Below are 26,945 nucleotides of genomic sequence, written 5' to 3'. Positions count from 1 at the left end.
AATAGGGTCCAGCGGATGTGGCTGAACGGCTGGCGCGCGCCGGTCCGATGCATCGGTTCGCGCTCTGGGTCGCGCGCGGGATTCTTGCCCGGCCGTCTGCTGGCGGCTTTCTTGGCGGCGGCGATTCTCTTGCCCGGGTTCGCCCATGGGCTCGGGCGGCTCTTGGATCGGGTCGTGATTTCCGACACCGAGCCACGCACGTCCGTGCTCATGCTCGATCGCAAGGGGCGTCTGCTGCGCCCCTTTACCGTGGACGACGGGCGCTGGCGCTTGCCGGTGACGCTCGATTCCCTGGATCCGGGCTATCTGGCCATGCTGATGGCGGTCGAGGATCGGCGCTTCCGCAAGCATGCGGGTGTCGACCCCCGCGCCTTGCTGCGCGCGGCCTGGCAGTGGGTGAGCCACGGACGGATCGTTTCGGGCGGTTCCACCCTGACCATGCAACTGGCGCGTCTGCTCGACGGGCAGGGAACGCGCCATCTGTCCGGCAAGCTGTCGCAGATCCTGACCGCCTTGGCGTTGGAGCGTCATCTCGACAAGGACGCCATTCTCCGTACCTATCTGACCCTGGCGCCCTATGGCGGCAATATCGAGGGTGTGCGGGCCGCCTCGCTGGCCTGGCTCGGGAAGGAGCCCATACGTCTGAGCGCGGCCGAGTCGGCCTTGCTGGTCGCCTTGCCCCAGGCGCCCGAGGCCAGACGTCCGGATCGGGATCCGGAGGCCGCGCACCGCGCACGTGACCGGATCCTGATCCGTGCCCACCGCTTGGGTCTGATCGACCGGATCGCCCTGTCCGCCGCCTTGCGCGAGCCCGTTCCGACCACGCGTCGACCTTTTCCCGTCCATGCCGCCCATCTCGCCTGGCGCGAACACCGCTTGCATCCCGAGCTGGCGACCCAGCGGCTGGCCATTGACGCCGAGATCCAATCCAGTTTGGAACGTCTGGCGGAGGAACGGGCGCGACTACTTGGCCCCAAGGTCTCGCTGGCGATCCTGGTCGCCGATCACACCAATGGCGATGTCGTCGCCTCGGTCGGATCGGCCGATCCCTTCGATGATGGACGGCGCGGATTCATCGACATGACCCGTGCCGTGCGCTCGCCCGGTTCCACGCTCAAGCCTTTGATCTACGGGTTGGCCTTCGAGGACGGCATCGCCCATCCCGAGAGCCTGATCGAGGATCGCCCGACCGGATTCTCGGGCTATGTGCCGACCAATTTCGATCGCGCGTTTCAGGGTACGGTCACGGTGCGGCGTGCGCTGCAGCTCTCGCTCAACGTGCCGGCGGTGCGTCTGCTGGATGTGGTCGGGCCGGCACGGCTCGTGGCGCGCATGCGCCGGGCGGGCGCTGAGCCCCGGCTGCCGGATCTGTCGCCTCCCGGACTGGCGATCGGTCTGGGCGGCGTGGGTGTGACGCTGCGCGATCTGGTTCGCATCTATGCGGCATTGGCGCGCGGTGGTCGTGCGGTCGATCTGCGCGAGAATCTGACACCAGGCCTCGCGTCTTCTGGCAACGCGAGCCGTTCGATGCGAGGGCATTCGCCGGTGCTCGACGAGCGAGCGGCCTGGACGGTCACCTCGATCCTTCAGGGCGTACCGACACCGGCCCGAACCCAAGCCAACGGCATTGCATTCAAGACCGGGACCTCATACGGCTATCGCGATGCCTGGGCGGTCGGTTTCGACGGGCGCTGGGTCGTGGGCATCTGGACCGGGCGGCCGGACGGCGCCCCGGTACCGGGGCTGATCGGGATCGACGCCGCAGCCCCGGTCCTGATCGACGTCTTCGCGCGCTTGGGTCCGAGGGTTCCGCTGCGTTCCGCACCGCCTGGGATTCTGCGCGTATCGGGTTCCGGCGAATTGCCGCCACCCTTGAAGCACGTGAGAAATTCCCGTAATGCTGATGCGGGATCGACAGAAAACGTCTTGGAGATCGTTTATCCTCCGGCTGGCGCCCGTATCGCCCTCGGTTTAGATGGTGATGAACAGGCCAAACTCGCACTCAAGGTGCGTGGCGGGGTTCCGCCGTTCACCTGGTTTGTCAATGGCTCGCCTGTCGTTCGCGAACCTTTCGCTCGAATGGCTCTATGGCGTCCGGATGGCACGGGGTACACCGCGCTCTCTGTCGTTGACGGTCACGGGGCATCGGCTCGTGCGACCGTGTTTCTGGAATGATCGCTGTCAGTGAAGGGTCGAAAGTCATGTCTGTCATTAGTTTGAGTCGTCCTGAACCGGGTTCCTCTCGGATGCGCGTCGTGCTCGCCGCGATACATCGCGTTTGAATCGGAGGGATTGGTGATGGGTAGCGTTTCTAATTCACCCGTTCGTGACGGGGCATTGCGCAAGGGCTGCGGCCCGAACTGTTTTAGGTCTCTGTTTCTCGGGCTTGCACTACTGTCGCAAGCGGGTGACATCGTGGCCGCTGAATCCGTGGAGGAGGAAGGTGAGCTGCGTGATCTTCTCTCGTTGCTGGACAACGAGACCGATTTGGCCACCCGTAGCGGTATGAATGCCGATTTCATCCCTGGCATGGCGTCCATACTGGATGGCGATGAGTTGCTGTTGCGCGGCGCACGGACCGTTTGGGAGGCCTTGTCTCTGGTGCCCGGCGTCGCTCAGGGGCTGGAGATGACCGGAGAGCGTCAGGTCCTGAGCCGTGGCGTTGGCTACTCCGGTTACACCTCGGGCAATATCAAGTTGATGCTCGACGGGGTGTCGCTCAACTCAACGATGCAGGCGAACGCCAACGCCCTGCTCAACCTGCCGATCGAACAGGTCGAGCGCATCGAGGTGATTCGCGGGCCAGGTGCCTCGGTTCATGGCGAGTACGCCTATGCCGGCGTGGTCAATGTCATCAGCCGTAAGCAGGAGCGTCAGATCCATGTCCAGGCGGGTGAGAGCGGTTCTGGTGGCGTCGGTGGGGTCTGGTATTGGGAGGATTTGGAGCGCGACCTGAATCTGTCGATCAATTTCGTCGGTGTGGAGGGGAAGGGTGGCGCCTGGGTGGATCGGGACGCGCTCTACAATATCGGGCTGGAGTCTTACTCCAATGCGCCCGGACGCTCCGACGAGGCCTCGCGTTTCCGCAGTCTGTTCGTCAATATGGAATGGGCGGGGACCTTGGCCTCGCTTCAGATTCTGAACGACGAATATGGCGATTACTACGGTGCCCATCACTATCTTCCATCCGATGACGATCGTCTAGCGACCGAGCAGCGCTTCATCACCGGGCGTATCAGTCATGAGCTGATTGTCTCGGAGACTCTGCGCGCGAGCTTGCGTGCGGAGACCTGGCGTCACGAGCGTTCGAGCGATCTCTTTCTGATGCCCGCTGGTTTCATGGGGATGCGATCGGCACTCTATGTCGAGCAGGATTACGACGAGGCGCGCTATCAGGTCGGGGCGGATGTTCACTGGGATCCGAACGACCGTCATCATGTGCTGCTGGGTTTGGAGGCTGCGCGGGCCGAATTGCTCGATCCCCCTGCGGATGATTGGGAAAACAACCGTCATCGCCGAATTCTCAGCGCCTTGGTGCAGGATCAATTTCGCGCGACCGATCGTATCGATTTGACCGCCACGGTGCGGGTCGACGACTACAGCGATGTCGGTAGCTTCGTGAGTCCAAGGCTTGCTGGAGTCTGGCGCTTCGACAGTCACAATATCTTCAAGCTGCAATACGCGCGCGCCTTTCGTCCGCCGACCTTCCACGATCTGGAGTATCCGGCGGAGGGGCCGGTGAAGCCGAGTATGGTGAGTACCTATGAACTCGGATATGTCTACAAGCAACCGCGCTGGGAGGCGCGATTCATCGTCTATCAGTCGGAGCTGGATCGCCCGGTCACCATCGCATTGGGCGGGATCGGCTTCGTCAACAGTGCCGATACGCGTTTGCGTGGTATCGAGATGGAGTACGAGTATCGGGTCGGGCCTGATCTCAAGCTGGAGGCGTCCGCGTCTTACGTGGACGCGCGGCGTCTGGACGACGATGAGGCGCTCGAGGGCGGTACGGATGTGCTGGCCAATCTTGCCCTCTTGTGGCGGCCATTCACCGACTGGACCACGGCTGCCCAATTGCGCTATGTCGGTGAGCGCGTTCGCGCCGACTACGATCCACGCGACCCTCTGCCGGGCTATACGCTGGTCGATCTCAGTCTGCAGTACCGACCTTCGATCAACGGTTTCTTCGGAACGCTCGGTGTCAAGAATCTCACCGATGTCGATTACGCCTACCCGGATCAGTCGTTTGTCGGTGTTCGGCATCTGATGCCGGACGACTATCCGCGTCCTGGGCGTACCTGGTGGATGTCGGTCGGGTACAACTTCTGACGCGCCTGCAATGCCGACTTTTCCATAGTCACGCATGACCAGCGGCTCTCCCGGACTGGTTCGCACACTGATTCTGGGGCTATGCCTCTGTGTCGGCGTCGCGAATTGGGTCTCCGGGGGAGAAGCGCTGTGGCGCGAAGACGAGCAGCGTTTTCGGGTCGGACTGAAGCTCTTCCCCTCCTGTCTGGGTGCCTTGGAGTCGCTCGCCGATCACAGCACAGAGGATGGCCGGCTGGTGGTGCTGGTGGTGTACGAGGGCTCGGACGCTGCGGCCCGTCAGGCCGTATCCAACCTCGACGCGATCGGTGAGATTCGCGGGGTTCCGCTCGACGTCCAGGTTCAGTCGGCCGCAAGCTTGGATCACTACGTTGGAGAGGTGCTGGGCGGTATCTTTGTCGCGAGTGTTGGCATTGCGCCCGCGAGGCTGAGGTCCTGGTCTCTGCGCCATCATGCCCTGGTCTTTTCGCCCTTCGCCGGTGCCGTCGAAGGCGGTGCCGTCGCCGGGATCTATGTAGCCGACCGTATTCTTCCCTACGTCAATCGAGCGCAGGCGCGACGCGCCAAGATTCGGTTCAGGCCATTCTTCTTGGAGGTGGCGCGGTCCTATGAAGATGATTGATACCGCGCTCCTCGACCGGTGGCGTCTATCGCTCAGGTTGGAGCGGAATCTGGCGCTGATCTTCGGTCTGTTGGCCTTGATGCTGACGGGGCTGATCGCCGCGCATTGGTTTCTGGTGATGGAGCCCGCGCTGCGCGCCGAGGCCGAGAGTCATTCGAGCGCGCTCGCCCATGCCCAAGTCCAGACGATCGAAAGGCTGCTGGACGGCGATAAGCCGGCCGACCGGCTGAAGAGCGAACTCCAGACGGCGCTGGATGGCATCCTGCTGCTCAAGGATCAGGCGACCGATACCCCATTTGTCTACCGAATCACGTTGCGCTTGGATTACGATCTCGTCGACGCCCCCCGGGGCAGTCTCGATCTCGCCCTGGGCTCTGATGACTGTGAAAAGTGTTTCGTGTCCAGGGTCCCGCTGTACCATCCAGGCGACCGCCTACTGGTTGGCGTCGTCACCTGCTACTCCAGCGTCCAGTTCCTCGACCATCTGGTCGCGGATCTCAGGGCGAAGTTGCTGTGGGGCTTGGGGATCATTTTGTTCCTGATCCTTTTCGCCTGGTTCGAGACGACGCGCCTTCTGCGTCGTGTGCATGACAGCGAGACTAACCTCGCCACCATCTTTGAGGCAGCGCCCTCTCCCATGGTGCTCTATGTCGATGGACGGCTCGGGTTGAGCAAGGCCAACGATGCGGCAAAGACGTATCTTGGTCTCGAAGAGAATGCCGAGGGATTGTTGTCCAGCGAGCCCTGGCTGGCGCTCTATGCCGCTGGTCTGCCGGATACCGATGGCGAGCGACGCGAGACCCGTATCGCCATGAAGGGGGACACGGTGCGCTGGGCGCTCGTTTCAGCGAAAGCGATCGAATTCGCCGGGGAGTCCAGCAAGCTCATCACCCTTGTCGATGTTTCCGAGCTGAAGGCGACCCAGGACGAGCTGCGCTCGGCCTCCTTCACCGATGTTCTGACCGGACTCTACAACCGGCGTTTCCTCTATCTGCGTCTCGCCAAGGAGATCGATCTGGTCAAGCGCTATGGGCATCCGCTGTCGATCATTCTGTTCGACCTCGATCACTTCAAGCGGATCAACGACACCTTCGGGCACCGGATCGGTGACGAGGTGCTGGTCAAGGTCGCCGCCGCCCTCGGTGACTGCGTCCGCGAGATGGATGTCGTCGGTCGCTACGGCGGGGAGGAGTTCCTGTTGATATTGCCGCACTCCGGGGTGGCGCAGGCGCTGGGCGTGGCCGAGCGGTTGCGCGTGATGTTGAGAGAGTGCGTTTGGCCGGCCGAGGGGCTGACGGTGACCATCAGCGGTGGTATCAGCCAGTATGGCGGGGAGAGCCTCGACGAGTTCGTGGAATCCGCCGACCATCGGCTCTACGAGGCCAAGGAGTTCGGTAGGGATCGTATCGTAGGCCCCTCGTCCTGAGGTCGCGTGCCCAGGCGTGCTGGGCACGTTGCTCTCGCGGATGATTGTGGCGCGAGACCCTTTCGGAGCGGGTTCAGCCCTTCATGGAGGAGAAGAACTCGTCGTTCGTTTTGGTCGCCTTGAGCTTGTCGTGCAGGAACTCCATTGCGGCCAATTCGTCCATCGGGTGCAGAATCTTGCGCAGGATCCACATCTTCTGCAGCTCGGCCGGTCCCATCAGCAGTTCCTCGCGGCGGGTGCCGGAGCGGTTGATGTTGATGGACGGGAAGATGCGGCGCTCGGCGATGCGCCGGTCCATGTGGATCTCCATGTTGCCGGTGCCCTTGAACTCCTCGTAGATGACGTCGTCCATGCGCGAGCCGGTGTCGACCAGGGCGGTGGCGAGGATGGTGAGCGAGCCGCCTTCCTCGACGTTGCGCGCGGCGCCGAAGAAGCGCTTGGGCCGTTGCAGCGCGTTGGCGTCGACGCCGCCGGTCAGCACCTTGCCCGAGGAGGGCACCACGGTGTTGTAGGCGCGGGCGAGGCGGGTGATGGAGTCGAGCAGGATGACGACGTCTTTTTTGTGCTCGACCAGCCGTTTGGCCTTCTCGATGACCATTTCGGCGACCTGGACGTGGCGGGTTGCCGGCTCGTCGAAGGTGGATGAGATGACCTCGCCGCGCACGGAACGCGACATCTCGGTGACCTCCTCGGGACGCTCGTCGATGAGCAGCACGATCAGATAGCAGTCTGGATGGTTGTGCCCGATCGACTGGGCGATGTTCTGCAGCATCATGGTCTTACCGGCCTTGGGCGGCGAGACGATGAGTCCGCGCTGCCCCTTGCCGATGGGTGCGACCAGGTCGATGGTGCGGGCCGTGATGTCCTCGGTGCTGCCGTTGCCGATCTCTAGCGTCAGACGTTCCTGAGCGAACAGCGGGGTGAAATTTTCGAACAGGATCTTCGATTTGGCGTTCTCTGGCCGATCGAAGTTGATGTCGTTGACCTTGAGCAACGCGAAGTAGCGCTCGCCATCCTTGGGGGGACGAATCTTGCCCGAGATGGTGTCGCCGGTGCGCAGCGCGAAGCGGCGGATCTGGCTCGGCGAGACGTAGATATCGTCGGGTCCGGCGAGATAGGAGGCGTCGGCGGAGCGCAGGAAACCGAAGCCATCCGACAGGATCTCCAGGACGCCGTCTCCGTAGATATCCTCGCCTCGTTTGGCCTGAGCCTTGAGGATGGCGAAGATCAGATCCTGTTTGCGGGACCTTCCAACGCCCTCGATTTCCATGGATTGAGCCAGTGCGACCAGATCGGGCACCGGCGTCTTCTTCAATTCGGTTAGGTTCATCACGGTTTTTGTAAGACAGAGGTCGTGGCTGGTAGAGGGCGCCCCGCGTAGGAGTCGAGTCGCGAGGAGGTGCGAGTGAGGGGCGGCGGTTTACCGGAGAGAGGACGCCCGAGCGGGCGTCCAGTGTCGATTCGGATCAGGCATTCCTCCGAAGAGTCTGCCTGGGTCCTGGTGTCGTTTGGGTCTGGCTGGGCGTCACAGGTTGCTGTCGATGAAGGCAGTCAGCTGCGATTTGGAGACGGCTCCGACTTTGGTCGCCTCGACCTCGCCGCCGCGGAACAGCATCAGCGTCGGGATGCCGCGGATGCCGTATTTGGGCGGCGTGCTCGGATTTTCGTCGATATTGAGCTTGGCGACCTTGATGCGACCGGCATATTCCCCAGCGATCTCATCTAGCACAGGGGCAATCATCTTGCAAGGCCCGCACCAGTCGGCCCAGTAGTCCACGAGCACGGGTTCGGGGGATTTTAGAACCTCTTCCTCGAAAGAGTCATCCGTCACATGGACGATGCTATCGCTCACTGAAGTCGTCTCCCATTTTTTGGCTTGTAATAATGTGTGTTCACAAAGTATCGCGTATCGCGAGTGTGAGGGCTTGCCGTCGGTCGGGGCGTCGCGCGGATCGGGCTGAGGGGCAGGCGGGCGAATTGGCGTTGGTATGAGCCCTTGAGTAAGATGCTATTTGATCCAAACGGAAGATAATTTGCAAGCCTTGCCCAGCGCGAGGTTCGTCACACTTCACACGAGACCAGTTCCCGACGCGCAGCTTCATGACAGATACACACCTAACCACGATTCGCTTCGATTCCTTCGTGCTCGATCAGCGGATCCACGCGGGCCTGGCTGATGCGGGGTTTTCCTTCTGCACCCCGATCCAGGCCGAAACCCTTCCCCTTTCCTTGGCCGGCCGCGACGTGGCGGGCCAGGCTCAGACAGGTACCGGTAAGACCGCCGCCTTCCTGCTGGTTCTGATGCAGCGGCTGCTGGACCAGCCACCCCCGGAGCCCGCGCCCATCTGTCGTCCCCGGGCCTTGATCTTGGCGCCGACCCGAGAGCTGGCGGTCCAGATCTACAATGACACCCTTCTGCTCTCCAAGCATACAGGTTTGCGTGCCACTGTCGTGTATGGTGGTACCGCCTATCAGAAACAACGCGAGGATCTTGCCGCCGGCGTCGATATCCTGATCGGAACGCCGGGTCGGCTGATCGATTATTTCAAACAGCGCGTCTTCGACCTCAAGGGCATCCAGGTGGCGGTGCTGGACGAGGCCGACCGCATGTTCGATCTCGGCTTCATCAAAGACGTCCGCTACCTGTTCCGTCATATGCCTCCACCGGAATCGCGGCTGGGCATGCTGTTCTCGGCGACGCTCTCCTACCGGGTGACCGAGCTTGCCTACGAGCATATGAACGATCCGCAGCTGGTCAAGGTCGAGGCGGAGACCATTACCGCCGACCGAGTGCGCCAGTGCTGCTACATGACCTCCAACGAGGAGAAGATTCCGCTCCTGCTCGGACTGGTTCGCAGTTGGGAGGACGCGCGCATCATCGTGTTCGTCAACACCAAGCGCGAGGCGGACCGTGTCTGGGGTTATCTGCAAGGCAACGGCATCAATACGGCTGTGCTCTCTGGCGACGTGCCGCAGCGCAAGCGTCTCTCGCTGCTGCGTGATTTCACCGAGGGCTCCTTGCCGGTTCTCGTCGGTACCGACGTGGCCGCGCGCGGATTGCACATCCCGGACGTGACCCACGTGGTCAATTACGATCTCCCCGAGGACCCGGAGGATTACGTGCATCGTATCGGGCGTACCGCGCGCGCGGGCGCGACGGGCGACGCGATCGGCTTCGTCTGCGAGACCTACGCCTTCTGTCTTCCCGATATCGAGGGCTATATCGGTGCCAAGATCCCGGTCCTGCCGGTCGATGCGAGCCTTCTGGCCGAGGTCGATCCGCGCAGCCGTCTGCGCCCGGATCGGGCGGATCGCGAGGCGCGTCGCGAGGCCGGACACAAGACGCGGCGCGATGCGCACCAGAACGGCGAGCGCGAGAGCCGCGAGCGGCGTTCGCGCAAGACGGGTGCTCGCACGGAAGGCCGTCGTGATGAACCGCGTCGGACCGAATCGGTCGTCTCCGCTTCAGAGCCTGTGGAGCCCATGGAGGTCGTGAAGCCATCCGCGCCCTTATCCGCGCCGCCTCCCGATGAGGCGGATCCGCTGTTGCCCGCACTGCCGATCGAGCAGGCCGCGCTGACCAGCCCGCCGCCGCCGTCCGTTCTGCGAAAGCTGGGAGTGCCGGTCGAGCTGGCCGCCGAGCAGGAGGCGTCGGCCCCGTCCGAGGAGTCGAGGCGCAAGCGGCGCCGACGTCGGCGTAAGCCGACGGATGCCGAGTCGAGCGGAGCGTCCGGCGAGGAGACCGCCTCCAAACCGGAGCCGGTTGCCTCCGAGTCGATCGAGTGATTCGTGCCGGTTGGTCGTGGCGCGCGGTTCAGCGCGTCTCGGGCAGCAGCTCGGAAAAATTGAGGATGGCCGCGAAGCCGTCCGCCGAGCGGCGCGGGGCCTGGGAGTCCGGTTCCAGGATCGCGATCGTCCAGCGCAATCCATAGTCGCGCGCCGCCCTCAGCACGCTGAGGTTGTCGTCGACGAAGAGGCAGCGCTCGGGGTCGAACGCCTCGATGGCCCGAAGGCGGGGCCAGAAATCGGCCGACTCCTTGGCGACCCCCAGGTCGTGCGAGGTGAGGACGCGCTCGAAGTGTCCGCCGAGCCGGGTGCGTTCGAGCTTCAGTGCCAGGGTCTTCTGGTGCGCGTTGGTGACCAGAACGCGGCGCTTGCCCAGACTGGCGACCCATTCCAGGAAATCCACGGCATGGGGATGAACGGCGATCAGGTGCTCGACCTCCTGCTTGAGGAGCAGAATGTCCAGACCGAGCTCGCGGCTCCAATGGTCCACGCAATACCAGTTCAACGTCCCCTCGATATCCCGGTAGCGGGGCAGCAACTCCGCCTTGGCCTCCTCAATGGAGAGACCCTGGGTCTCGCCGTAGCGGCGTGGGACGTGCTCAAGCCAGAAGTGGTTGTCGAAATGCAGGTCGAGCAGCGTGCCGTCCATGTCGAGGAAGACGCTGTCGATTCCATTCCAATCGATATCGAGGCCTGGTGCGCTCATGATCAGGTCGTTCACGTAGGAGTCCTTCGATGCGGCCGAAACCCAAGATACACGCTCGGCGCCTGGTGGCTCAAAGTAGGTTGTTCCGAATCGAGGAGATCGATCTGGAGTTCGCCAACGGCAGTCGGCGAACCTACGAGCGTGTGCCCGGCGGCGCCGACTCTGTGTTGATTGTACCCATGCTGGACGCCGAGACGGTGCTGCTGATTCGCGAGTACGGCGCCGGCAGCGAGCGCTACGAGCTGGGTCTGCCCAAAGGGGTCGTCGAGCGCGGCGAGGATCCGCTCTCTGCGGCCAACCGCGAGATCCAGGAGGAGATCGGCTACGCCGCCCGGCGTCTGCAGATCATCGATCGTCTCTCGCTGGTGCCCGGATACATCCAGCACCATAGTCTGATCGTCCTGGCTCAGGACCTCTATCCGCAGCAGCTCGTCGGCGACGAGCCCGAGCCGATCGAGGTGGTGCCCTGGCGTCTGTCCGAGATCGACGCGCTGCTTGCGCGCGACGATTTCGACGAGGCCCGCTCCATTGCTGCATTGCTGTTGGCGATGCGGGTGCTGAATTGCGGGACCTGATGCAGTCGACGCCACGGCGGTCCTTTCGGTCGGCGGCACATTCGGTCAATGCTTCACGGAGGTTGACGATGGCACGTTGGTTGGTTCTGGGGCGCCTCTCTTTCGCCGTGCTCGCCGTGCTCTGGTCGGTCGCTCTGCCCCGCGCCTTCGGCGCCGGCCCCAGTGATGCCGACGTCTACAGCTTCGACGACTTCCCCATGGACGAGCCGATCACCTATCCGGCTTGGTTCAAGCGCAGCTTCCTCGACATCCGCTCGGATCTGAGCGAGGCGCTCGCCGAGGGAAAGCGGGGCGTGATGGTCTATTTCGGCCAGCAGCGCTGTCCCTATTGCGAGCGGCTCATGCGCGTGAACTTCGGGCTGTCGGATATCGTCGAGTATACGCGGCGGCATTTCGACCTTGTTCCCATCGATATCCACGGCATCGAGGAGGTCACGACACCGGATGGCGCCCTGCTGTCTGAGCGCGACTGGGCGCAACGCGAGGGCACGGATTTCACCCCTTCGATCCTCTTCTACGATGCCGAGGGACGGGTCGCGCTAAGGCTGCGCGGCTACTATCCGCCCTATCAGTTCCGCGCGGCGCTCGAATACGTGGCCGACGGACACTATCGGCGCGAATCCTTTCGGGATTATCTTGCTCGTGGCGAGAATCGCATGCTGTTCGATCCCGAGGACCTGAACGAGGAGCCCTTCTTCGCCCCACCGCCGTACAATCTGGATCGCCGCCGAAGGGCGGAACGTCCGCTGGTCGTCTTCTTCGAGCAGGGCGACTGCCATCCCTGTGACGTTCTGCATGGTCAGGCGCTACGCGCACCGGGCATCCGGCGCCATTTCGCCGATTTGGACGTGGTTCAACTCGACGTCCGTTCCCAAACGCCGCTGATCACGCCTGCCGGAACGCGTACGACGGCGCGTGCCTGGGCCGCCGATCTCGGACTGTTCTATGCGCCGGCACTCATCTTTTTCGACGAGGAGGGTCGGGAGTTCCTGCGTCTCGACTCGGTTACGGGCTTCTACCGTTTGCGCGGCGTGCTGAATTATGTCGCCGACAAAGGGTATCGCACCCAGACGTATGGGGCTTGGCGGTCATCAAGGCGCGATTGATCCCAGATCCTAACTCGCCAGAGAATGGCTCGCGGTTGAGTAGAATCCCGTAATATGCCCCTTCTCTGATTGAGAGGGCGTTTCTGTTCATTTCTTCGCATTGCAGCATTTGGCGCATGTGTCGCCGGGTGCTTTTTCCGTCAAGAGGCAGATCGATGCAAAGCGTTTATATCGCTGGTGCCAGTGCTGGTAGCGGCAAGTCCGTGGTGGTTCTGGGGTTCATGGAGATGTTGTCGTCCGTGAATCGCAGGATTGGATTCTTCCGGCCGTTCGCTCCCAGGGACAACGGGACGGACAATTTGACCAGCCTGATCTCCAGTCGCTACGACCTGCCGTTCCCTCCCGAGATGCTTTACGGCTGCACGGTCGAAACCGTGCGCAAGCTGGTCGGCAGCGGCCGCTACGATGAGTTGCTCAAGCTCATCATGAACAAATACAAGATGCTCGAGGAGCATTGCGATCTGGTGGTTTGCGCCGGCACCGATTTCGGCGGCCTCATTCCGTCACTGGAGTTCGGTTTCAACGTCGATTTGGCGAACAATTGCGGATGCGCGCTGGTGCCGGTCGTGCCCGGCTTCGGTCGCAACCAGCAGGAGGCCTGGGACGCGCTGCACATCACTCACGAGCTGATGCGCGAGCGCGGTGCCGATTTCCTCGCCAGTATCGTCAACGGCGTCGCCCCGGAGGATCTGGAGGCGGTGGCGACTCGTGTTCGCGATCTGCGGAGCGATACCGAGAACGTCTACGTTCTGCCCGCGCAGGCGTCGCTCGGCATGCCGACCGTGGGCGAGATCGCCCAGGTGCTCGGCGCGAGCACCCTCTATGCCGACGAGGACGGTCTGCGCCAGGCCGTGAGCAACTACAAGATCGCCGCGATGGAGATCCCGAGCTTCCTCGGTCACATCGAGGACGACAGCCTCATCATCGCCCCAGGCGACCGCTCGGACATCATCCTCGCCAGTCTCGCGGCGGATGTCTCCTCGGCCTTCCCGCGCGTCGCCGGTCTACTGCTGACCGGCGGTCTGCGTCCGGCGGAGCGGGTCCAGACCCTGATCGAGGGTCTGCGCCGCACCAGCGTGCCGATCCTGTCGGTCGAGAGCGATACCTTCACCACGGCGATGAACCTCAATCGCATCGAGGCGAGCATCCTCGCGGGTGACGAGCGCAAGATCGCCGCCGCTCTCGGTCTGTTCGAGGAGTACGTCGATGTCGAGGAGCTGCGCGAGCGGATGGCGATACGCCACTCCGACCGCGTGACCCCGATCATGTTCGAGTACGAGCTGATCCGTCGCGCCAAGGCCAACCGTCAGCGTATCGTGCTGCCCGAGGGTGCCGACGAGCGCATCCTGCGCGCCGCCGAGATCCTGACCCTGCGTCAGGTCGCCGACCTGACCCTGCTCGGCAACCCCGATCGCATCCAGCGCCGTATCTCGGAGCTGGGCCTCAAGCTCGACAGCATCCGGATCGTGGATCCGACGCACTCGATCAACCGCGAGCGTTACGCCCGTACCTACTACGAGCTGCGTAAGCACAAGGGCATCTCAGAGCAGATGGCCTACGACCTCATGGAGGACGTCAGCTATTTCGGCACCCTCATGGTCTACCAGGGCGACGCCGACGGCATGGTCTCGGGCGCGACCCACACCACGCAGCACACCATTCGGCCCTCGTTCGAAACGGTCAAGACCAAGCCGGGCGTCAAGCTCGTTTCCAGCGTCTTCTTCATGTGTCTGCCGGATCAGGTGCTGGTCTATGGCGATTGCGCCGTGAACCCGAATCCGAATTCCGAGGAGCTGGCCGACATCGCCATCACCTCGGCCGCGACCGCCGCCGCCTTCGGGATCGAGCCGCGCATCGCCATGCTGTCCTACTCCAGCGGCAGCTCGGGCAAAGGCGAGGACGTCGACCGGGTGCGCGAGGCGGTGAGCCTGGTGCGCGAGCGTCATCCCGAGCTCAAGGTCGAGGGGCCGATCCAGTACGACGCCGCCGTGGACGAGGAAATCGCTCGCTCCAAGATGCCGGGCAGCGAGGTGGCCGGTCACGCGAGCGTGCTCGTCTTCCCGGACCTCAATACAGGTAATAATACCTATAAGGCCGTGCAGCGCAGCGCCGGTGCGGTTGCCATCGGCCCCGTGCTGCAGGGGCTGAACAAGCCGGTCAACGACCTCAGTCGAGGCTGCACCGTGACCGATATCGTCAATACCGTCGCCATCACCGCCATCCAGGCGCAGGCCGAGAACGATCTTCACATCGAGGGAAATGCAGAATGAAAGTCCTGGTACTCAACTCGGGCAGTTCCTCCATCAAGTACCAGCTCTTCCGCAGCGACGACTGGGTGGCGCTCGCAAGCGGCCAGATCGGCCGCATCGGAGAGGCTGAGGGCGATCTCAAGCTCGCCTGGATCGACGCCGACGGCAACAGCCAATGCTCCGAGGACAATCGTGCGATTCCGGCCCACCAGGAGGGCATCGACCATATCGTCGACAAGCTCCAAGAGCAGGGTGTCCTGGAGGACGTCTCGGAGTTGAGCGTGATCGGTCACCGTGTTGTGCATGGTGGACCGCACTTCAAGCATCCGGTCGTGGTCGACGATCAGGTCGAGGACGAGATCCGCAGCGTCATCCCGCTGGCTCCCTTGCACAACCCGGGGCATCTGGCCGGTATCGAGGTCGCGCGCAAGCACTTCCCGAGCGTGCCCTCGGTCGTGGTGTTCGATACCGCCTTCCATCAGACCATGCCGCCCGTAGCCTATCGCTACGCGATTCCCGAGTACCTCTACGTCGAGCATCGCATCCGTCGCTACGGGTTCCACGGCACCTCGCACCAGTACGTTTCCAAGCGTGCTGCGGCGATGCTCGGCAAGCCGCTCGCCGAATGCAATCTGATCACCTTGCATTTGGGTAACGGGGCGAGCGCTGCCGCTATCCGCAACGGTCAGTGTGTCGATACCTCCATGGGCCTGACCCCGCTGGAGGGGCTGGTGATGGGGACCCGCTCGGGCGATATCGATCCGGCCGTGCTCATCTATCTCTGGAAAAATCTGGATCTCAATGCCGCAGCGGTCAGTCATCTGCTCAATCGCCAGAGCGGACTGCTCGGTGTCTGCGGCGTCAACGACATGCGCGAGGTCACCCATCAGGCCGCCGATGGCAATAAGCGCGCGCAGCTGGCGATCGACATGACCCTGCATCGTCTGAAGAAATATATCGGCGCCTATTACGCCGAATTGGGCGAGGTCGATGCGGTCGTCTTCACCGGCGGAATCGGTGAGAACTCCGTCGAGATCCGTCACGGCGCCTGTCAGGGGCTGAAGCGGTTGGGAATCGAGCTGGACGAAGTGGTGAATGCCGAGCGCGCTCCGGGCGAACGCTTCATCAGCACTGCGGACAGTGAGGTCAAGCTGCTAGTGATCCCCACCAACGAGGAATTGGAAATCGCCCAGCAGGCGCTCGCCACCGTGAGTTGAGATCGACTGGAGTCGGGCCGAGCACCAACCCTGGAAATACTGGATAATTGGTGGCGCAAAGAGCCTGAGAGCACTATTCGCCAACAAGCCACCGAGGAGGTGACGATGTCCGACTCCAGCACGTCGTTCTGGAAACTCATCGCCATATTTTTATTCATTGCCCTGACCGGGGTCTATTCGCTGTACGAATGGTACGACGATCAGCTCAAGGCTCAGATCGCGGAAAAGGATGCCCTGATCGCACAGTCGCGCACCGAGATGCATGATGCGGACGCTCGGCGTCTGCATTCCGAAGAGGTGGAGGCGTCCATCCGCACCCAGATCCAGTCGCTCAATGACCAGCACAAGAGCGAGATTGCGGACTTGTCCGGGCAGATCGAGGGGCTGAAGCAGGATAAAGCGGCACTCGAACAGGCGATGGAGAGTCTGAGGGCGGATCAGGCGCAGGCGCTCGAGAATGCGCGTCAGAAGATCGCCAAGGCCGAGGAAGAGAGGCAGGCCCTTGCGGCGGCCAACACGGAGCTGGAGAAGCTCTACGAGTCCACGCACGAACGCGCGATCACCCTCAAGGGCCAGCTCGACAAGGTCGATCAAGTCATCGCCAAGACCGAAGAGGAGCACCGGGCCAAGATCGAGGAGCTGGAGCAGCACCTCAACGAGCGGGTCAATCTGGCGCGAACCACCCCGATGGACGAGAACCTGGTGCGTACCGCTCAAGAGATCGGCGTCTTGCCGAAGTCCGAGGGCGAGGATGGCGTCGGTCTCCAAGAGTTGAACCAGCAGCTCGATGAGGCCCGCTCCAAGCTGGATGCGCTGACGTCCGAGCACGAGGCCACGCGCGCGCAGTTGGCCGAGGCGCAGGCCAGGCTGGAACAGACCGAAACTGCGTTGCAGCAGGCCAAGGCCGAGTTGATCGCCGCCCAGGAGTCCGCTCAAGGCGATGCCGGTCAGGCATCCGAGGAGACGGCCGCCCAACTCGCCGAGCTGAACGCGCGTCTGGCCTCCGAGCAAGAGGTGCGCGCCGCGCTGCAGGAGCAGCATGATGCGGCCATCGCGGCGCTACAGACATCGCTCGACGAGGCCAAGTCCAGATTGGCGGCCTCTAAACAGGAGTTGGAGCAGGCCCGTGCGACCATCGGAGAGGCCGATGCGGCGCTGAAGCAGCGTCTGGAGGAGGCGCAGGCGCGTGTCGCCTCGCTCGAAGCCGAGTTGGCGCAGGAGAAAGGCAAGGTCGCTGAGGCGCAGGACGGTGCCCAGGCCGAGCTGGACGCGATGCGCGAGAAGCTGGCCCTGCTCGAAGCCGAATTGGCGCAGGCGCGTGAGAGCGGATCCGAAATCGACGAGACGACCGCGCAGCGTCTGGTGGAGGCCCAGACCCGGATTGCCGCGCTTGAGGAGAGTCTGGAGACGGCGCGCAAGGAGGTCATGGAAAAGGATGCCGCCATGACCGAGAAGGACAAGGAAATCCTGGCGAGAGAAGCGGCGGCGCGTCGCGACGCCGAGGCCCAAATCGCCAAGCTGCGCGCGCTCTATAGCGGGTACGCTGAGCTGGGTGGAACCTACACGCCCCAGGGTGTCCTGGTGCGCTTGGCCGAGAGCGAGCTGCGTTTTTCGCCGGGCCAGGCGGAACTGCCCGCCGAGAAGCTGCCCAGTCTCGATCGTGTTGCCGAACTGCTCGCCAAGCAGCCCGATCTGCGCGTTCGGGTTGAAGGTCACACGGACAGCAGTGGAGGCGAGGATCTGAACCTTTCTCTGTCTAAGCGGCGTGCCGAGGCGGTGCGGCAGGCTCTGGTATCGCTGGGTGTCAGCGCCGATCGGATCAGCGCCGAGGGGCTAGGGTCCGAGCGTCCGATCGCCACCAACGCAACGGCCCATGGGCGCAGTCTGAACCGTCGGGTCGAGATCTATCTGCTCGATTGATACCTGAGGTGCTCCCCTATCCGGTCGGGACATTCGGGTCCGGCCGGATACGGGGACTCGGGTGACATCGCTTCCGTCAGTCTCGCCCGTTCGCTCAGCTGTAGCGCGATCGTCAGCATCTCCTCGAAGAGCTTCACGTAGTGGTCGTCGATCAGGCCATCGTCGTCTGTGCGTTCCGTCGGCTGATCGAACAGCTGTGCGCGTTCTGGAAACCAGCGCGCTCGCACGTCCTCGTTGCTTTCAGCGAAGTCGCCCTCGATCCGTTCGGCCAGCTCCAAGGGGGGACGTATCCCGGGGCCGGCAAGGTTGTCGCAGATGAACTGCGATAGGCGTTCGTGAATGTGTCTGTGTCCGGCATCATCCATCGAAGTGGCCTGGCGTGCGTTCAGGATTCGAAAACAGACCTGTCCCACTGCGCTGATGGATCGGTTCAGCTCCGCCGGCCTTTGTAAGCGCGGGCGCAGACGATCGACGCCGATGGTCGAGGCGAAATCCGCGAGCAGATCGCCCTCGATCAGTGTCTGGCGCTGATAGAGTCGCACCATCATCTGGGCGTCGCCGAAGGAGTCGGCCCAGAGATCGAGTAGGCCGCGATAGTTGAAATAGGGGTTGCTGGGCAGACAGCGTTGCGCGACGAATGTACCGAGATCCTCGGATTCGCCGCATTTCAAGGCGGTCGAGTAGAGCGAGGTGATGACCTCGATCTGGGGGCGCAGATAGACCAGGATGCGGATGTCGTCGCAGAAGGGATGCAGCAGTGCCCGCAGCTTGGCGACCTCCTCGCGTTGCAGGCAACGCGAGTGGAGGTGCTCGCTCGATGCGATCAGGGTGTGGATGTGGTCGGGGAGCGCTTGTATCTCCTCGCGCAGATCCGAGGCGAATGTCGTCTCGAATCGCTGCCGATCGGATCGGGTATGGATTCCGTTGAGCTCCAGGAACTCGTCGGCGCGGTCCTCGCGTATGGCGTAGGCGCTGAGCTTGCGATTGTTGCGTGCTCCCGCCGACGCTATGAAGTGGTATCCCTCCTCGGCGAGTCGAGCGCGGTTCAGGAACAGCATCTCTTGGATGCTGGTGGTCCCGGTCTTTTCCGTTCCGATGTGGAGGTAGAGTCGTCGCTGCTTCACGTCTGCCCCGCGCCTGCCGATTCAATCGGGTCTTATGGTCTTCTTTTTGCCACGACGAATTGTAGGCAACGATGGCGGGAATTGGCCTCTATCCTTTGCTTGTCGACTTTTTCGACGTTTTTCCTTTGTGAGTGTTCGGCTCGCGCGGGGCCGAGCGACGGCTCGTCTTGGGTCTGGATTGGGTGTGTCGAAGACGCGTGGGCGAGCCTTCCGAGATCGCCAGGATCAGACCGAGACTGATGAAGCCGGTGATCAGGCTGCTGCCGCCGTGACTGATGAAGGGCAGGGTGATGCCCGTCAGTGGAATGAATTTGGTCACGCCGCCGAGATTCAGGAAGGTCTGGATGGCGAGCACGCTGGTCAAACCGACGCAGACGAGTCTGCCGAAACCGGACCGGGTCTGATCCGCAATTCCGAGCGTGCGATTGAAGAAGATCAGGAAGAAGACCACGAGCAGGGTGCAGCCGACGAAGCCGAGTTCCTCGCCGATCACCGCATAGATGAAATCGGACTGGGCGATCGGGGTGTATTCGGGATGCCCCTCACCGAATCCCTCGCCCCAGAGCCCGCCCGAGTACATGCCTGAGAGACCTTGCAGGATCTGCCAGCTGTTTCCGGTGGGATCCTCGAATGGAGAAAGCCAGGCGGCGACACGTCGTTGACCGTGCGAGAAGACCTCCAGGACGAGATAGCCGGCGGCCGAGGCGAGCAGTGCGCCCAGGATCAGGTATCCGGTCCGTCCCGTGCCGACGAAGAGCATCAGCAGCAGCGTCATGCTGAGGACGATGAAGAGGCCCAGGTCGCGTTGCAGCAGGAGCAGACCGGCGAGCAGGATCCAGAACAGTGCCAGGGGCAGTAGGGCGCGCAGCGGTGGTCGGGGGATGGAGGTTCGGCCCCAGTTGCCCAGACGTTTTCCGTGGCGCTCGATGAAGGCGGCCAGGAAGAGCACCACGGTCACCTTCAGCAGTTCGGTCGGCGTGACGAGTCCGGCCCCGTAGACGGCGCCCCGGTAGCGATGTCCGAAGACCAGCAGCACCGCGACCAGCGCCAGTGACACCCCGGCCCAGATCCACATCCAATCGGCGAGCCGCTCGTATCGGCCCCGCATCAGCGTGAGACACAGGGCCAGCATCAGCAGGATCCCGCCGGGGAGCAGATAGAGATCCGGCCTGGCGAGATCGTCGAATTGGATGCCGCCCATGCGGTACTGGGCCAGCAGGCCGAAGCCGGCCAAGAAGGCCAGGGTGCCGACGAGGATCTGATCACCCTGGAAGCGGGCCAGGACCAGGGTCAGATGCATGATCGTGAGCGATAGGGCGTAGATGCCCAGCGGCAGCAGTGCGTGCGCGTCCGGTGGATGTCCGTCGGCGTATCCGGAGCCGATGACCATCAGAAACCCGAGTCCGATCGTGAGTGCGCTCCAGATCAGGATTTGACGCTCCGGCCAACGCGCGAGCCAGGCGTCGATCAATGCGGGCATTGTCGGTCGAGAAGGATGGTTCGATTGCATCTCGGTTAGTGCAACCCCTGTTTGGCGCGAGCCGCCAACAGCAGATCGTGCGCAATGGGGGCGGCGACGGCCGAGCCGTAGCCGGCGCCTTCGACCAGAACCGCGATTGCGAGCGTCGGCCGTTGGGTCGGCGCGAATCCGACGAACCAGCTGTGCGAGTCGCCCTGCGGGTTCTGGGCCGTGCCAGTCTTACCGGCGATCGCGAGGTTCGGATCATCGATGCTGCGTGCCGTACCCTCGGTGACCACGGTGCGCATCATGGCCCCGAGCCGGTCGGCGGTGTCCTTGCTCATGAAACGCGCCAGTGCCTGAGGCGGGTCCTTGTCGATGAGGCGTGGTCTGGCCGCGACTCCTTGGTCGGCGATGGCGGCCGTCAGCAGTGCCATGTACGCCGGTGTCACCAGGAGCGCGCCCTGTCCGATCGCCAGTTGGGCCAGCCCGTAGCGGTCCTTGGGCGAGAGTCGCGGCATCTGGCCGGTGCGCATTCGATAGCTCCCGTAAGGCGTCTGATGCAGTGTGATTTGGCGATCCATGAGGGTGCGTTTGCCGAAGCTGCGAAAATCCTCGTGTCCTTCTAGCACGCCGAGCTTGGCGAAGAAGACATTGGACGAGCGCGCCAGGGCATGGGTCATGTCGATGCGGCCATGTCCTCTCCAGATCGATCCGTGCTTTTGGGCGTTGTAATACTCGTGATCGCGAATCTTGGGATAGCGCGACGAGGTGGTGTAACCATCCGCCGGACAGTCGATGGTGTCGTTGAATCCCCGCTCCAGCGCCATGGCGGCGACCGCGATCTTGAAGGTGGATCCCGGCGGATAGAGTCCCTGGGTGGCGCGATTGAGCAAGGGGGCGCTCGGATCCTGGTTCAGGAATAGCTCGGACGAGATGCGGTTTGGGTCGTAGGAGGGCACGCTGGCCAGGACCAGGATGTCCCCGTTGTTCGGATTCATGAGGACGACCGCGCCGCGCCGCTGACCGATGCGCTCGACGGCCATGCGTTGCAGTTCGGCGTCCAGCGTCAGGCGCAGGTCCTGGCCGCGCGGACGCTGGACGCCCCCGACGATCTGACGTCCCAGCTCGCCCCAGCCGCTCAGATCGGCCGGCGCACCGCCGTTGAGATGGACCGTCGCCACCGCCTCCATACCGGTTGCCCCGAATCTGGGCTGGCTGTATCCGACCACCGGCGAGAAGACCGGTCCGTCCGGATAGAGCCGATAGACCTTGCCCTGGATCTCCTCGCTGTAGGCCAGCACCTCGCCGTTGCGGTCGAGGATGCGGCCGCGCTGGATCCAATGGGCTGGATTGAATTCGCGCCGGTCGTGCAGTTGCATGAAGGCGATGAACTGGGGCCGCAGCATGCCGGTCAGTTGCCAGCTGGCCTGGTAGAGAAGCAGTCCACCGAACAGCAGGGTCAGGATCAGCATAGGCACGCGAAAGGCGCCCTTGGGTTTGGCGAGATGGCGCAGTTGGGCCTGGTCGCGCAGCTCGAACAGCTGTTTGAGCAGAAAGAAGACCGCCATGAAAAAGAAGATATGGAGCGCCAGCCGCAGGCTGGGCCAGAGTGCGGGATCGAGCGGCGGGGTCATGGGACGCTCGGTCTGAATCCGGATCCGGGTGTCGCGGGCAGATGGATCCAGCCGCCCTTCGCGCTCGGTGGCGTGCCCAGATCCTCCGCCAGCCAGTTTGCCGTCGCGAGCCCATGCGGGAGGCTGTTGCCGATAGCGGCGGCGAGCTGGACGGTGGGCCAGAGTCCGGCGGCGCTCTCGACCAGGCTGGTGACGACGACCTCGATGTGGGCCGCCTCGGCCCGGCGTGCGAGCGACAGGGTGCGGGTCAATCCGCCGAGCGCGGCCGGTTTGATGACGATGCGTCGTACCCCGAGCGCGGTTGGATCCAGGTCGTGACCCAGACCCTGGATGGATTCGTCGCGCGCCAGCGGGAAGGGAACGCGTGTCTGGAGCGCCGCGAGCGCTTCGGGCGTCGGGTCGTGCAGCGGCTCCTCTATCGACTCGATCGGGAGCCCGATCAGTGCATCCAGCATTCGCTCGGCCTCCGTCCGGGTCCAGGCCCCGTTGGCGTCGAGCCGCAGACGGATTCCGGGGGGAATCTGACGGGCGTATTCGCACAGACGGGCAATCTCCTCGTCCAGCTGGCCCAGCCCGACCTTGAGCTTGATGACCTGGAAGCCGTGCTCGGCGGCGCCGACGAGGTCCGCCGGCGTGACCCTATCGATAGGCCCCAGCATGGCGTTGACCGCGACCCGGTCGGCCGAGGGTGGGGAGAGATGCTGTCCGAGAGGAATCCCTGCACGCTGGCTCGCCAGGTCGGCGAGCGCGCAATCGAGGGCGAATCGGGTCGCCGGCGCGCTGGCCAGATCGACCTCGAACCGTTCCAGAAGCCTGTCGGTCGAATCGCCTGATACCGTCGCTCCGATGCGGTCGAGGATGCTGGAGGCCGCCTCCTGGGTCTCGGTGCCGGCGGCCGGCAAGGGCGCGCAGTCGCCGAAACCGACGAGCCCCTCGGACTCCAGACGAACCAACCAGCCGCGACGCCGATCGAATCCGCCCTTGGCGCTCGACCAGGGTTGGCGCAGCGGCAGGTCGTAGGCCTGGATCTGGACCCTGTCGATCAAGCGATCAGAAACCCGATGATCATGAGCACGACCAGCGCGGCCTGGTAGAGGGCCGTCTGTGCGAGTTGGACGTTCAGCGCCTCACCGCTCGCGCCACGGAAGAGCCGGGTGCTCAGAACGATAGCCAGCGGCAGCGCCGCGAGCAGCGGCCAGCCGGCCCCGGGCAGCCCGGCTTCCATGAGGATGGGAACCGGCAGCAGAAGGAGCGCCGTATAGAGCAGACGGGCGCCTGGACGGTCGAGATAGTGACAGAGTGTGCGGCGCCCGGCGGCGCGGTCGGTGTCCAGGTCGCGATAGTTGTTGACCGTCAGCACGGCCGCCGCCGGCAGGCCCAGCGCGAACCCGGCAAGCAGCGGCATCCAGCCGAAATCGAGCGTCTGCAGATAATAGGTACCGCCGACGGCCGCCATGCCGAAGAAGACGAGCACGAAGAGTTCGCCATAGGGCCCATAGGCGATGGGGCGCGGTCCGCCGGTATAGGCATAGCCGGCGGCGAGCGAGGCGAGTCCGACCGCGAGAATCGGCCAGCCGCCGTGCATCAGCAGGACGAGTCCGATCAGAAAAGCGAGGGCGAACATCAGATGCGCCGCCATCTTCACCTGGCGGGCGGTGAACCAGCCCTGTGCGGTGGCGCGCGGGGGACCGAGCCGTTCCTCGGTGTCGGTTCCACGCTCGAAATCGGAGGCGTCGTTGTAGAGGTTGGTCCCGATTTGGATCGCCACCGCGCCCAGCAGGGTGCAGAGTGCAATCCAGAGGGACAGGGATCCGGTCTCTGCGACCGCGAGCGCGATGCCTGCGACGACCGGGGTCACCGTCAGCGGCAGCGTCTTGGGGCGTGCCGCCGCGATCCAGCGGGTCAGCAGCGGCGGCATGTGCTGGTGTTGGTCAGGCAGGCTGGCCTCTTGGGTATTGGTCATGATGCGTCGGGTGGAATGTTGGTTTGAACCGCAAAGGCGCAAAGGGCACGAAGGAGAGATCCGGTTTCAAGGTTCCGGGCGGTCATTCCTGGGATCGCCGAGTGGAGGATGTCTCATTCTATTCTTTGCGTCCTTCGCGCCCTTGCGGTTAATCGGTCTCTCTTCAGGGACGTCTCGGGAACTTGCCGAAATCTGGCGGGCGCTTTTCGAGGAAGGCGTTGCGACCTTCCTGTCCTTCGGCGGTGGTGTAGAAGAGCGCGGTGGCGTTCCCAGCCAGCTCCTGGATGCCGGCGAGTCCGTCGGTATCGGCGTTGAAGGAGGCCTTGAGGATGCGTAGCGCGGACGGCGAGAGTCGGTTCATCTGGCGGCACCAGTCGACCGTGACCGCCTCCAGTTCCGCCAGCGGGACGACGGTGTTGACCAGGCCCATGTCGAGCGCCTCCTGGGCGTCGTACTGACGACACAGGAACCAGATCTCCTTGGCCTTCTTGAGCCCCACGGTGCGGGCCATGAGTCCGGCGCCGAATCCGCCGTCGAAGCTGCCGACCTTGGGGCCGGTCTGACCGAAACGGGCGTTGTCGGCGGCGATGCTCAGGTCGCAGATGAGATGCAGCACATGACCGCCACCGATCGCATAGCCCGCGACCATGGCGACCACCGGCTTGGGCAGCGTGCGGATCTGGCGCTGCAGCTCCAGGACGTTGAGATGTTCGACCCCGGCCTCGTCCTTGTAGCCCTCATGGCCTCGGATACGTTGGTCGCCGCCCGAGCAGAAGGCCAGATCGCCGGCACCGGTCAGGACGATGACCCCGATCTCCGGGTCCATGTGCGCCCGATGGAAGGCATCGATCAGCTCGCGCACCGTCTGGGGGCGAAAGGCGTTGCGCACCTCGGGACGGTTGATGGTGATCTTGGCGATGTGTTCCGCCCGATGGTAGAGGATGTCCTCGTAGCTGCAATCCGGGTGGCTTTCCCACTGAATGGGGGCAAGCTCCGAGCCAGCCTGATCCCCGGTTCGCTGCATCTGATCTGATTCCACCGAAAAACCTCGTCGATTGGTGAAGCCGAGTGCGGGCGTTCTTAAACGCTCGCCTGTTTGATGTTCTGTGTCGTCAGCCGGCGAGACGCGACCAGAAGTCGCGGTGGATGCGTCGGCTGAGGTCGCCGTCGAGCCGCACTTCGATGACCCCGGCGTTGCCTTCGCCATCGGTCAGGGACTGGGTCAGCGCTTGGCGGAAGCCCGCTGCGTCATCGACCGTCCGATGGACGATGCCGAAGGATCGGCTCAGTGACGCCAGATCGACATCGACCGGCGTGCGCCAGAGGCGCTCGAAGTCGGGGAGCCCGTGCTGGGGCAGGTAGTCGAAGATACGGCCGCCGCCATTATTGATGAGGATGCAGGGGCGGTCGAGTCCTTGCAGCAGCGCCAGTCCGCTCAGGTCGTGGAGGAAGGAGAGATCGCCCAGCAGGGCGGTGGTCGGAACGCCTCCGGCGTTGAGACCGGCGAGCGTCGAGGTCTGGCCGTCGATCCCGCTGGCGCCGCGATTGCCGAACAGGTGCAGAGGCTCGGCGCGGGTGCCCGACCAGGTGTCGATTTGGCGGATCGGCATCGAATTGGCGCACAGCAGGCCCTCTCCGGCCGGCAGATGTTCCAGCAGATCGCGAATCAACTGGGCCTCGCACCAGGGCGACTCGGACAGATAGGCGTCGATCAAGGCGTCGAGATCGCTTTCCTCTCGGATCCAGCTCGCTAGCCAGCCGTTGTCGGCAGCTGGATGATCCGAGTCGGCGATCCAGCGGCAGACGGCGCCCGGATCGGTATGGATACGCATTTTGACGTCGTGATTGGGGTCGCTCCATCCGGCCCCAGGGTCGACCAGATAGGTCGGAAGATCGGTCAGCCAGGTCAGCAGCGTCTTGGAGACGGGGACGCGTCCGAACCTCAGCACCCAGTTCGGCCTCAAGGTCTCGGCGGTCGTCGGGTCGCGCAGCAGGCTGTCGTAACGGGCGATGCGGTGCTCTGGGCCTGGACCGAAGCGCAGCCCCGAGAGAGGGTCGCAGAGCACCGGGACGCTGAGCCGCTCGGCGCAGCGCCAGAGCGCCTCGGCCGACTGGGGCGACCAGATGCCCGGTCCGCAGCAGATGAGTCCGCGTCCGCTCAGATGCGATGCCAGATCCCGAACGGACGTGGGGATTGGAATATCCGATTCCGGCTCCTTGCATGGAGAGGGGCAGGCCGGGATCGCCAGTCGCTGGGGCTCGCAGCCCACGTGCGGGACCAGTGGCTCGCGAAACGGCAGGTTGAGATGCACGGGTCCAGGCCAGCTGCCCTGGCTCACGGCAGCGGCGCGGGCGCCGAGCGCGCGGATCATCTTGAGCGCGGCTGGTCCTTCCTCGGCCGGGCCAGGATCGTGGAACGCGCGCACGAAACCGTCGAACAAACGGCTCTGGTCGAGCGTCTGGTTGGCGCCCCATCCGCGCAGCTCGGGTGGGCGGTCGGCCGAGAGCAGGATCAGCGGGATCTCGGACTGGGAGGCCTCCATGACCGCTGGCATCCAGTGACCGGGCGCACTGCCGGAGGTGCAGACCAGTCCGACTGGACGGCCCGAGGCGCGCGCCAGGCCCAGCGCGTAGAAGGCCGCGCTGCGCTCGTCGAGGATGGGGGTGAGTTCCAATGCCGGATGGCGCTGCCCGGCTAGAATCAATGGGGTCGAGCGCGATCCGGGCGAGAGGACAAGGCGGCGCATGCCGCCGTCCGCCAGTCCGTCGAGCAGGGACAAAGCCCAGCGCAGATTGCGGCAGCCAAGATCCGCTGTTTCTGTCATGCGG

At 63.8% G+C, this 26,945-nt stretch carries 20 protein-coding genes; 10 read left to right on the top strand and 10 right to left on the bottom strand.

Translation table 11 applies throughout. From position 1 onward, the window contains the following. Positions 1-15 precede the first annotated feature (15 nt). From pbpC to ACFSJC_RS07075, 4 genes are all read left to right on the top strand, one after another. Positions 16-2,175, top strand: a complete 2,160-nt coding sequence (gene pbpC, locus ACFSJC_RS07090; RefSeq protein WP_386025356.1) for a penicillin-binding protein 1C — start codon at positions 16-18, stop codon at positions 2,173-2,175. Between the two features lie 240 nt (positions 2,176-2,415). Beyond that, positions 2,416-4,329, top strand: a complete 1,914-nt coding sequence (locus tag ACFSJC_RS07085) for a TonB-dependent receptor plug domain-containing protein (RefSeq protein ID WP_386025165.1) — start codon at positions 2,416-2,418, stop codon at positions 4,327-4,329. 34 nt (positions 4,330-4,363) lie between these two features. After that, on the top strand, positions 4,364-4,948 hold the full coding sequence (locus ACFSJC_RS07080; protein WP_386025163.1) for a hypothetical protein: 585 nt from the start codon (positions 4,364-4,366) through the stop codon (positions 4,946-4,948). Further along, entirely contained in the window at positions 4,935-6,374 is a 1,440-nt protein-coding gene (locus ACFSJC_RS07075; RefSeq protein WP_386025161.1) for a sensor domain-containing diguanylate cyclase, read from the top strand. Before ACFSJC_RS07080 ends, ACFSJC_RS07075 begins: the two co-directional genes overlap by 14 nt. 73 nt (positions 6,375-6,447) lie before the next feature. Here the strand turns inward: ACFSJC_RS07075 and rho are convergent, their stop codons facing one another. Both rho and trxA read right to left on the bottom strand, forming a co-directional pair. Then, positions 6,448-7,704, bottom strand: coding sequence for a transcription termination factor Rho (gene rho, locus ACFSJC_RS07070; protein WP_007040283.1), 1,257 nt, complete (start codon positions 7,702-7,704; stop codon positions 6,448-6,450). Between the two features lie 195 nt (positions 7,705-7,899). Continuing rightward, a complete protein-coding gene (gene trxA / locus ACFSJC_RS07065) occupies positions 7,900-8,226 on the bottom strand; it encodes a thioredoxin TrxA (protein ID WP_386025159.1) in 327 nt (108 codons plus the stop codon). 248 nt (positions 8,227-8,474) lie between these two features. Here trxA and ACFSJC_RS07060 point away from each other — a divergent pair, with 248 nt between their 5' ends. Continuing rightward, the gene (locus ACFSJC_RS07060) at positions 8,475-10,160 is read left to right on the top strand and encodes a DEAD/DEAH box helicase (RefSeq protein ID WP_386025157.1); all 1,686 of its coding nucleotides are present in this window, start codon (positions 8,475-8,477) and stop codon (positions 10,158-10,160) included. Between the two features lie 28 nt (positions 10,161-10,188). Here ACFSJC_RS07060 and yrfG read toward each other — a convergent pair whose 3' ends face one another. Continuing rightward, a complete protein-coding gene (yrfG, locus tag ACFSJC_RS07055; RefSeq protein ID WP_386025155.1) occupies positions 10,189-10,866 on the bottom strand; it encodes a GMP/IMP nucleotidase in 678 nt (225 codons plus the stop codon). Between the two features lie 29 nt (positions 10,867-10,895). Between yrfG and nudE the strand changes: the two genes are divergently transcribed. The 5 genes from nudE to ACFSJC_RS07030 all read left to right on the top strand — a co-directional run bounded on the left by nudE (position 10,896) and on the right by ACFSJC_RS07030 (position 17,933). Next, on the top strand, positions 10,896-11,441 hold the full coding sequence (gene nudE / locus ACFSJC_RS07050; RefSeq protein ID WP_386025153.1) for an ADP compounds hydrolase NudE: 546 nt from the start codon (positions 10,896-10,898) through the stop codon (positions 11,439-11,441). A gap of 68 nt (positions 11,442-11,509) precedes the next feature. After that, on the top strand, positions 11,510-12,547 hold the full coding sequence (locus ACFSJC_RS07045; RefSeq protein WP_386025151.1) for a thioredoxin family protein: 1,038 nt from the start codon (positions 11,510-11,512) through the stop codon (positions 12,545-12,547). Between the two features lie 155 nt (positions 12,548-12,702). After that, positions 12,703-14,817 (top strand): phosphate acetyltransferase, encoded by a 2,115-nt coding sequence (gene pta, locus ACFSJC_RS07040; RefSeq protein ID WP_386025149.1) that lies wholly within the window; start codon positions 12,703-12,705, stop codon positions 14,815-14,817. Further along, on the top strand, positions 14,814-16,013 hold the full coding sequence (locus tag ACFSJC_RS07035) for an acetate/propionate family kinase (protein WP_386025147.1): 1,200 nt from the start codon (positions 14,814-14,816) through the stop codon (positions 16,011-16,013). The genes pta and ACFSJC_RS07035 overlap by 4 nt, the downstream gene beginning before the upstream one ends. A gap of 105 nt (positions 16,014-16,118) precedes the next feature. Further along, the gene (locus ACFSJC_RS07030) at positions 16,119-17,933 is read left to right on the top strand and encodes an OmpA family protein (RefSeq protein ID WP_386025146.1); all 1,815 of its coding nucleotides are present in this window, start codon (positions 16,119-16,121) and stop codon (positions 17,931-17,933) included. On the opposite strand, the gene ACFSJC_RS07025 is transcribed toward ACFSJC_RS07030, so the two are convergent. The 7 genes from ACFSJC_RS07025 to menD all read right to left on the bottom strand — a co-directional run bounded on the left by ACFSJC_RS07025 (position 17,918) and on the right by menD (position 26,941). After that, complete coding sequence (locus ACFSJC_RS07025; RefSeq protein ID WP_386025144.1) at positions 17,918-19,057, bottom strand: hypothetical protein; 1,140 nt, start codon at positions 19,055-19,057, stop codon at positions 17,918-17,920. The genes ACFSJC_RS07030 and ACFSJC_RS07025 overlap by 16 nt on opposite strands. A gap of 88 nt (positions 19,058-19,145) precedes the next feature. Beyond that, positions 19,146-20,537: an FtsW/RodA/SpoVE family cell cycle protein gene (locus ACFSJC_RS07020; RefSeq protein ID WP_386025142.1), complete on the bottom strand. Its 1,392-nt coding sequence runs from the start codon at positions 20,535-20,537 to the stop codon at positions 19,146-19,148. 35 nt (positions 20,538-20,572) lie between these two features. Then, positions 20,573-22,153, bottom strand: a complete 1,581-nt coding sequence (locus tag ACFSJC_RS07015; protein ID WP_386025141.1) for a peptidoglycan D,D-transpeptidase FtsI family protein — start codon at positions 22,151-22,153, stop codon at positions 20,573-20,575. Beyond that, positions 22,150-23,199, bottom strand: a complete 1,050-nt coding sequence (gene menC, locus ACFSJC_RS07010) for an o-succinylbenzoate synthase (RefSeq protein WP_386025139.1) — start codon at positions 23,197-23,199, stop codon at positions 22,150-22,152. The genes ACFSJC_RS07015 and menC overlap by 4 nt, the downstream gene beginning before the upstream one ends. Continuing rightward, positions 23,196-24,116, bottom strand: a complete 921-nt coding sequence (locus ACFSJC_RS07005) for a 1,4-dihydroxy-2-naphthoate polyprenyltransferase (protein ID WP_386025137.1) — start codon at positions 24,114-24,116, stop codon at positions 23,196-23,198. The genes menC and ACFSJC_RS07005 overlap by 4 nt, the downstream gene beginning before the upstream one ends. Before the next feature lie 163 nt (positions 24,117-24,279). Next, complete coding sequence (menB, locus tag ACFSJC_RS07000) at positions 24,280-25,140, bottom strand: 1,4-dihydroxy-2-naphthoyl-CoA synthase (protein WP_386025354.1); 861 nt, start codon at positions 25,138-25,140, stop codon at positions 24,280-24,282. A gap of 88 nt (positions 25,141-25,228) precedes the next feature. Further along, positions 25,229-26,941, bottom strand: coding sequence for a 2-succinyl-5-enolpyruvyl-6-hydroxy-3-cyclohexene-1-carboxylic-acid synthase (menD, locus tag ACFSJC_RS06995; RefSeq protein ID WP_386025135.1), 1,713 nt, complete (start codon positions 26,939-26,941; stop codon positions 25,229-25,231). Positions 26,942-26,945: the final 4 nt, after the last annotated feature.

The sequence above is a fragment of the Thiorhodococcus fuscus genome (assembly GCF_042682685.1).
Classification (GTDB): Bacteria; Pseudomonadota; Gammaproteobacteria; order Chromatiales; family Chromatiaceae; genus Imhoffiella; species Imhoffiella fuscus.
This window is presented reverse-complemented; position numbering and strand designations above follow the sequence as displayed.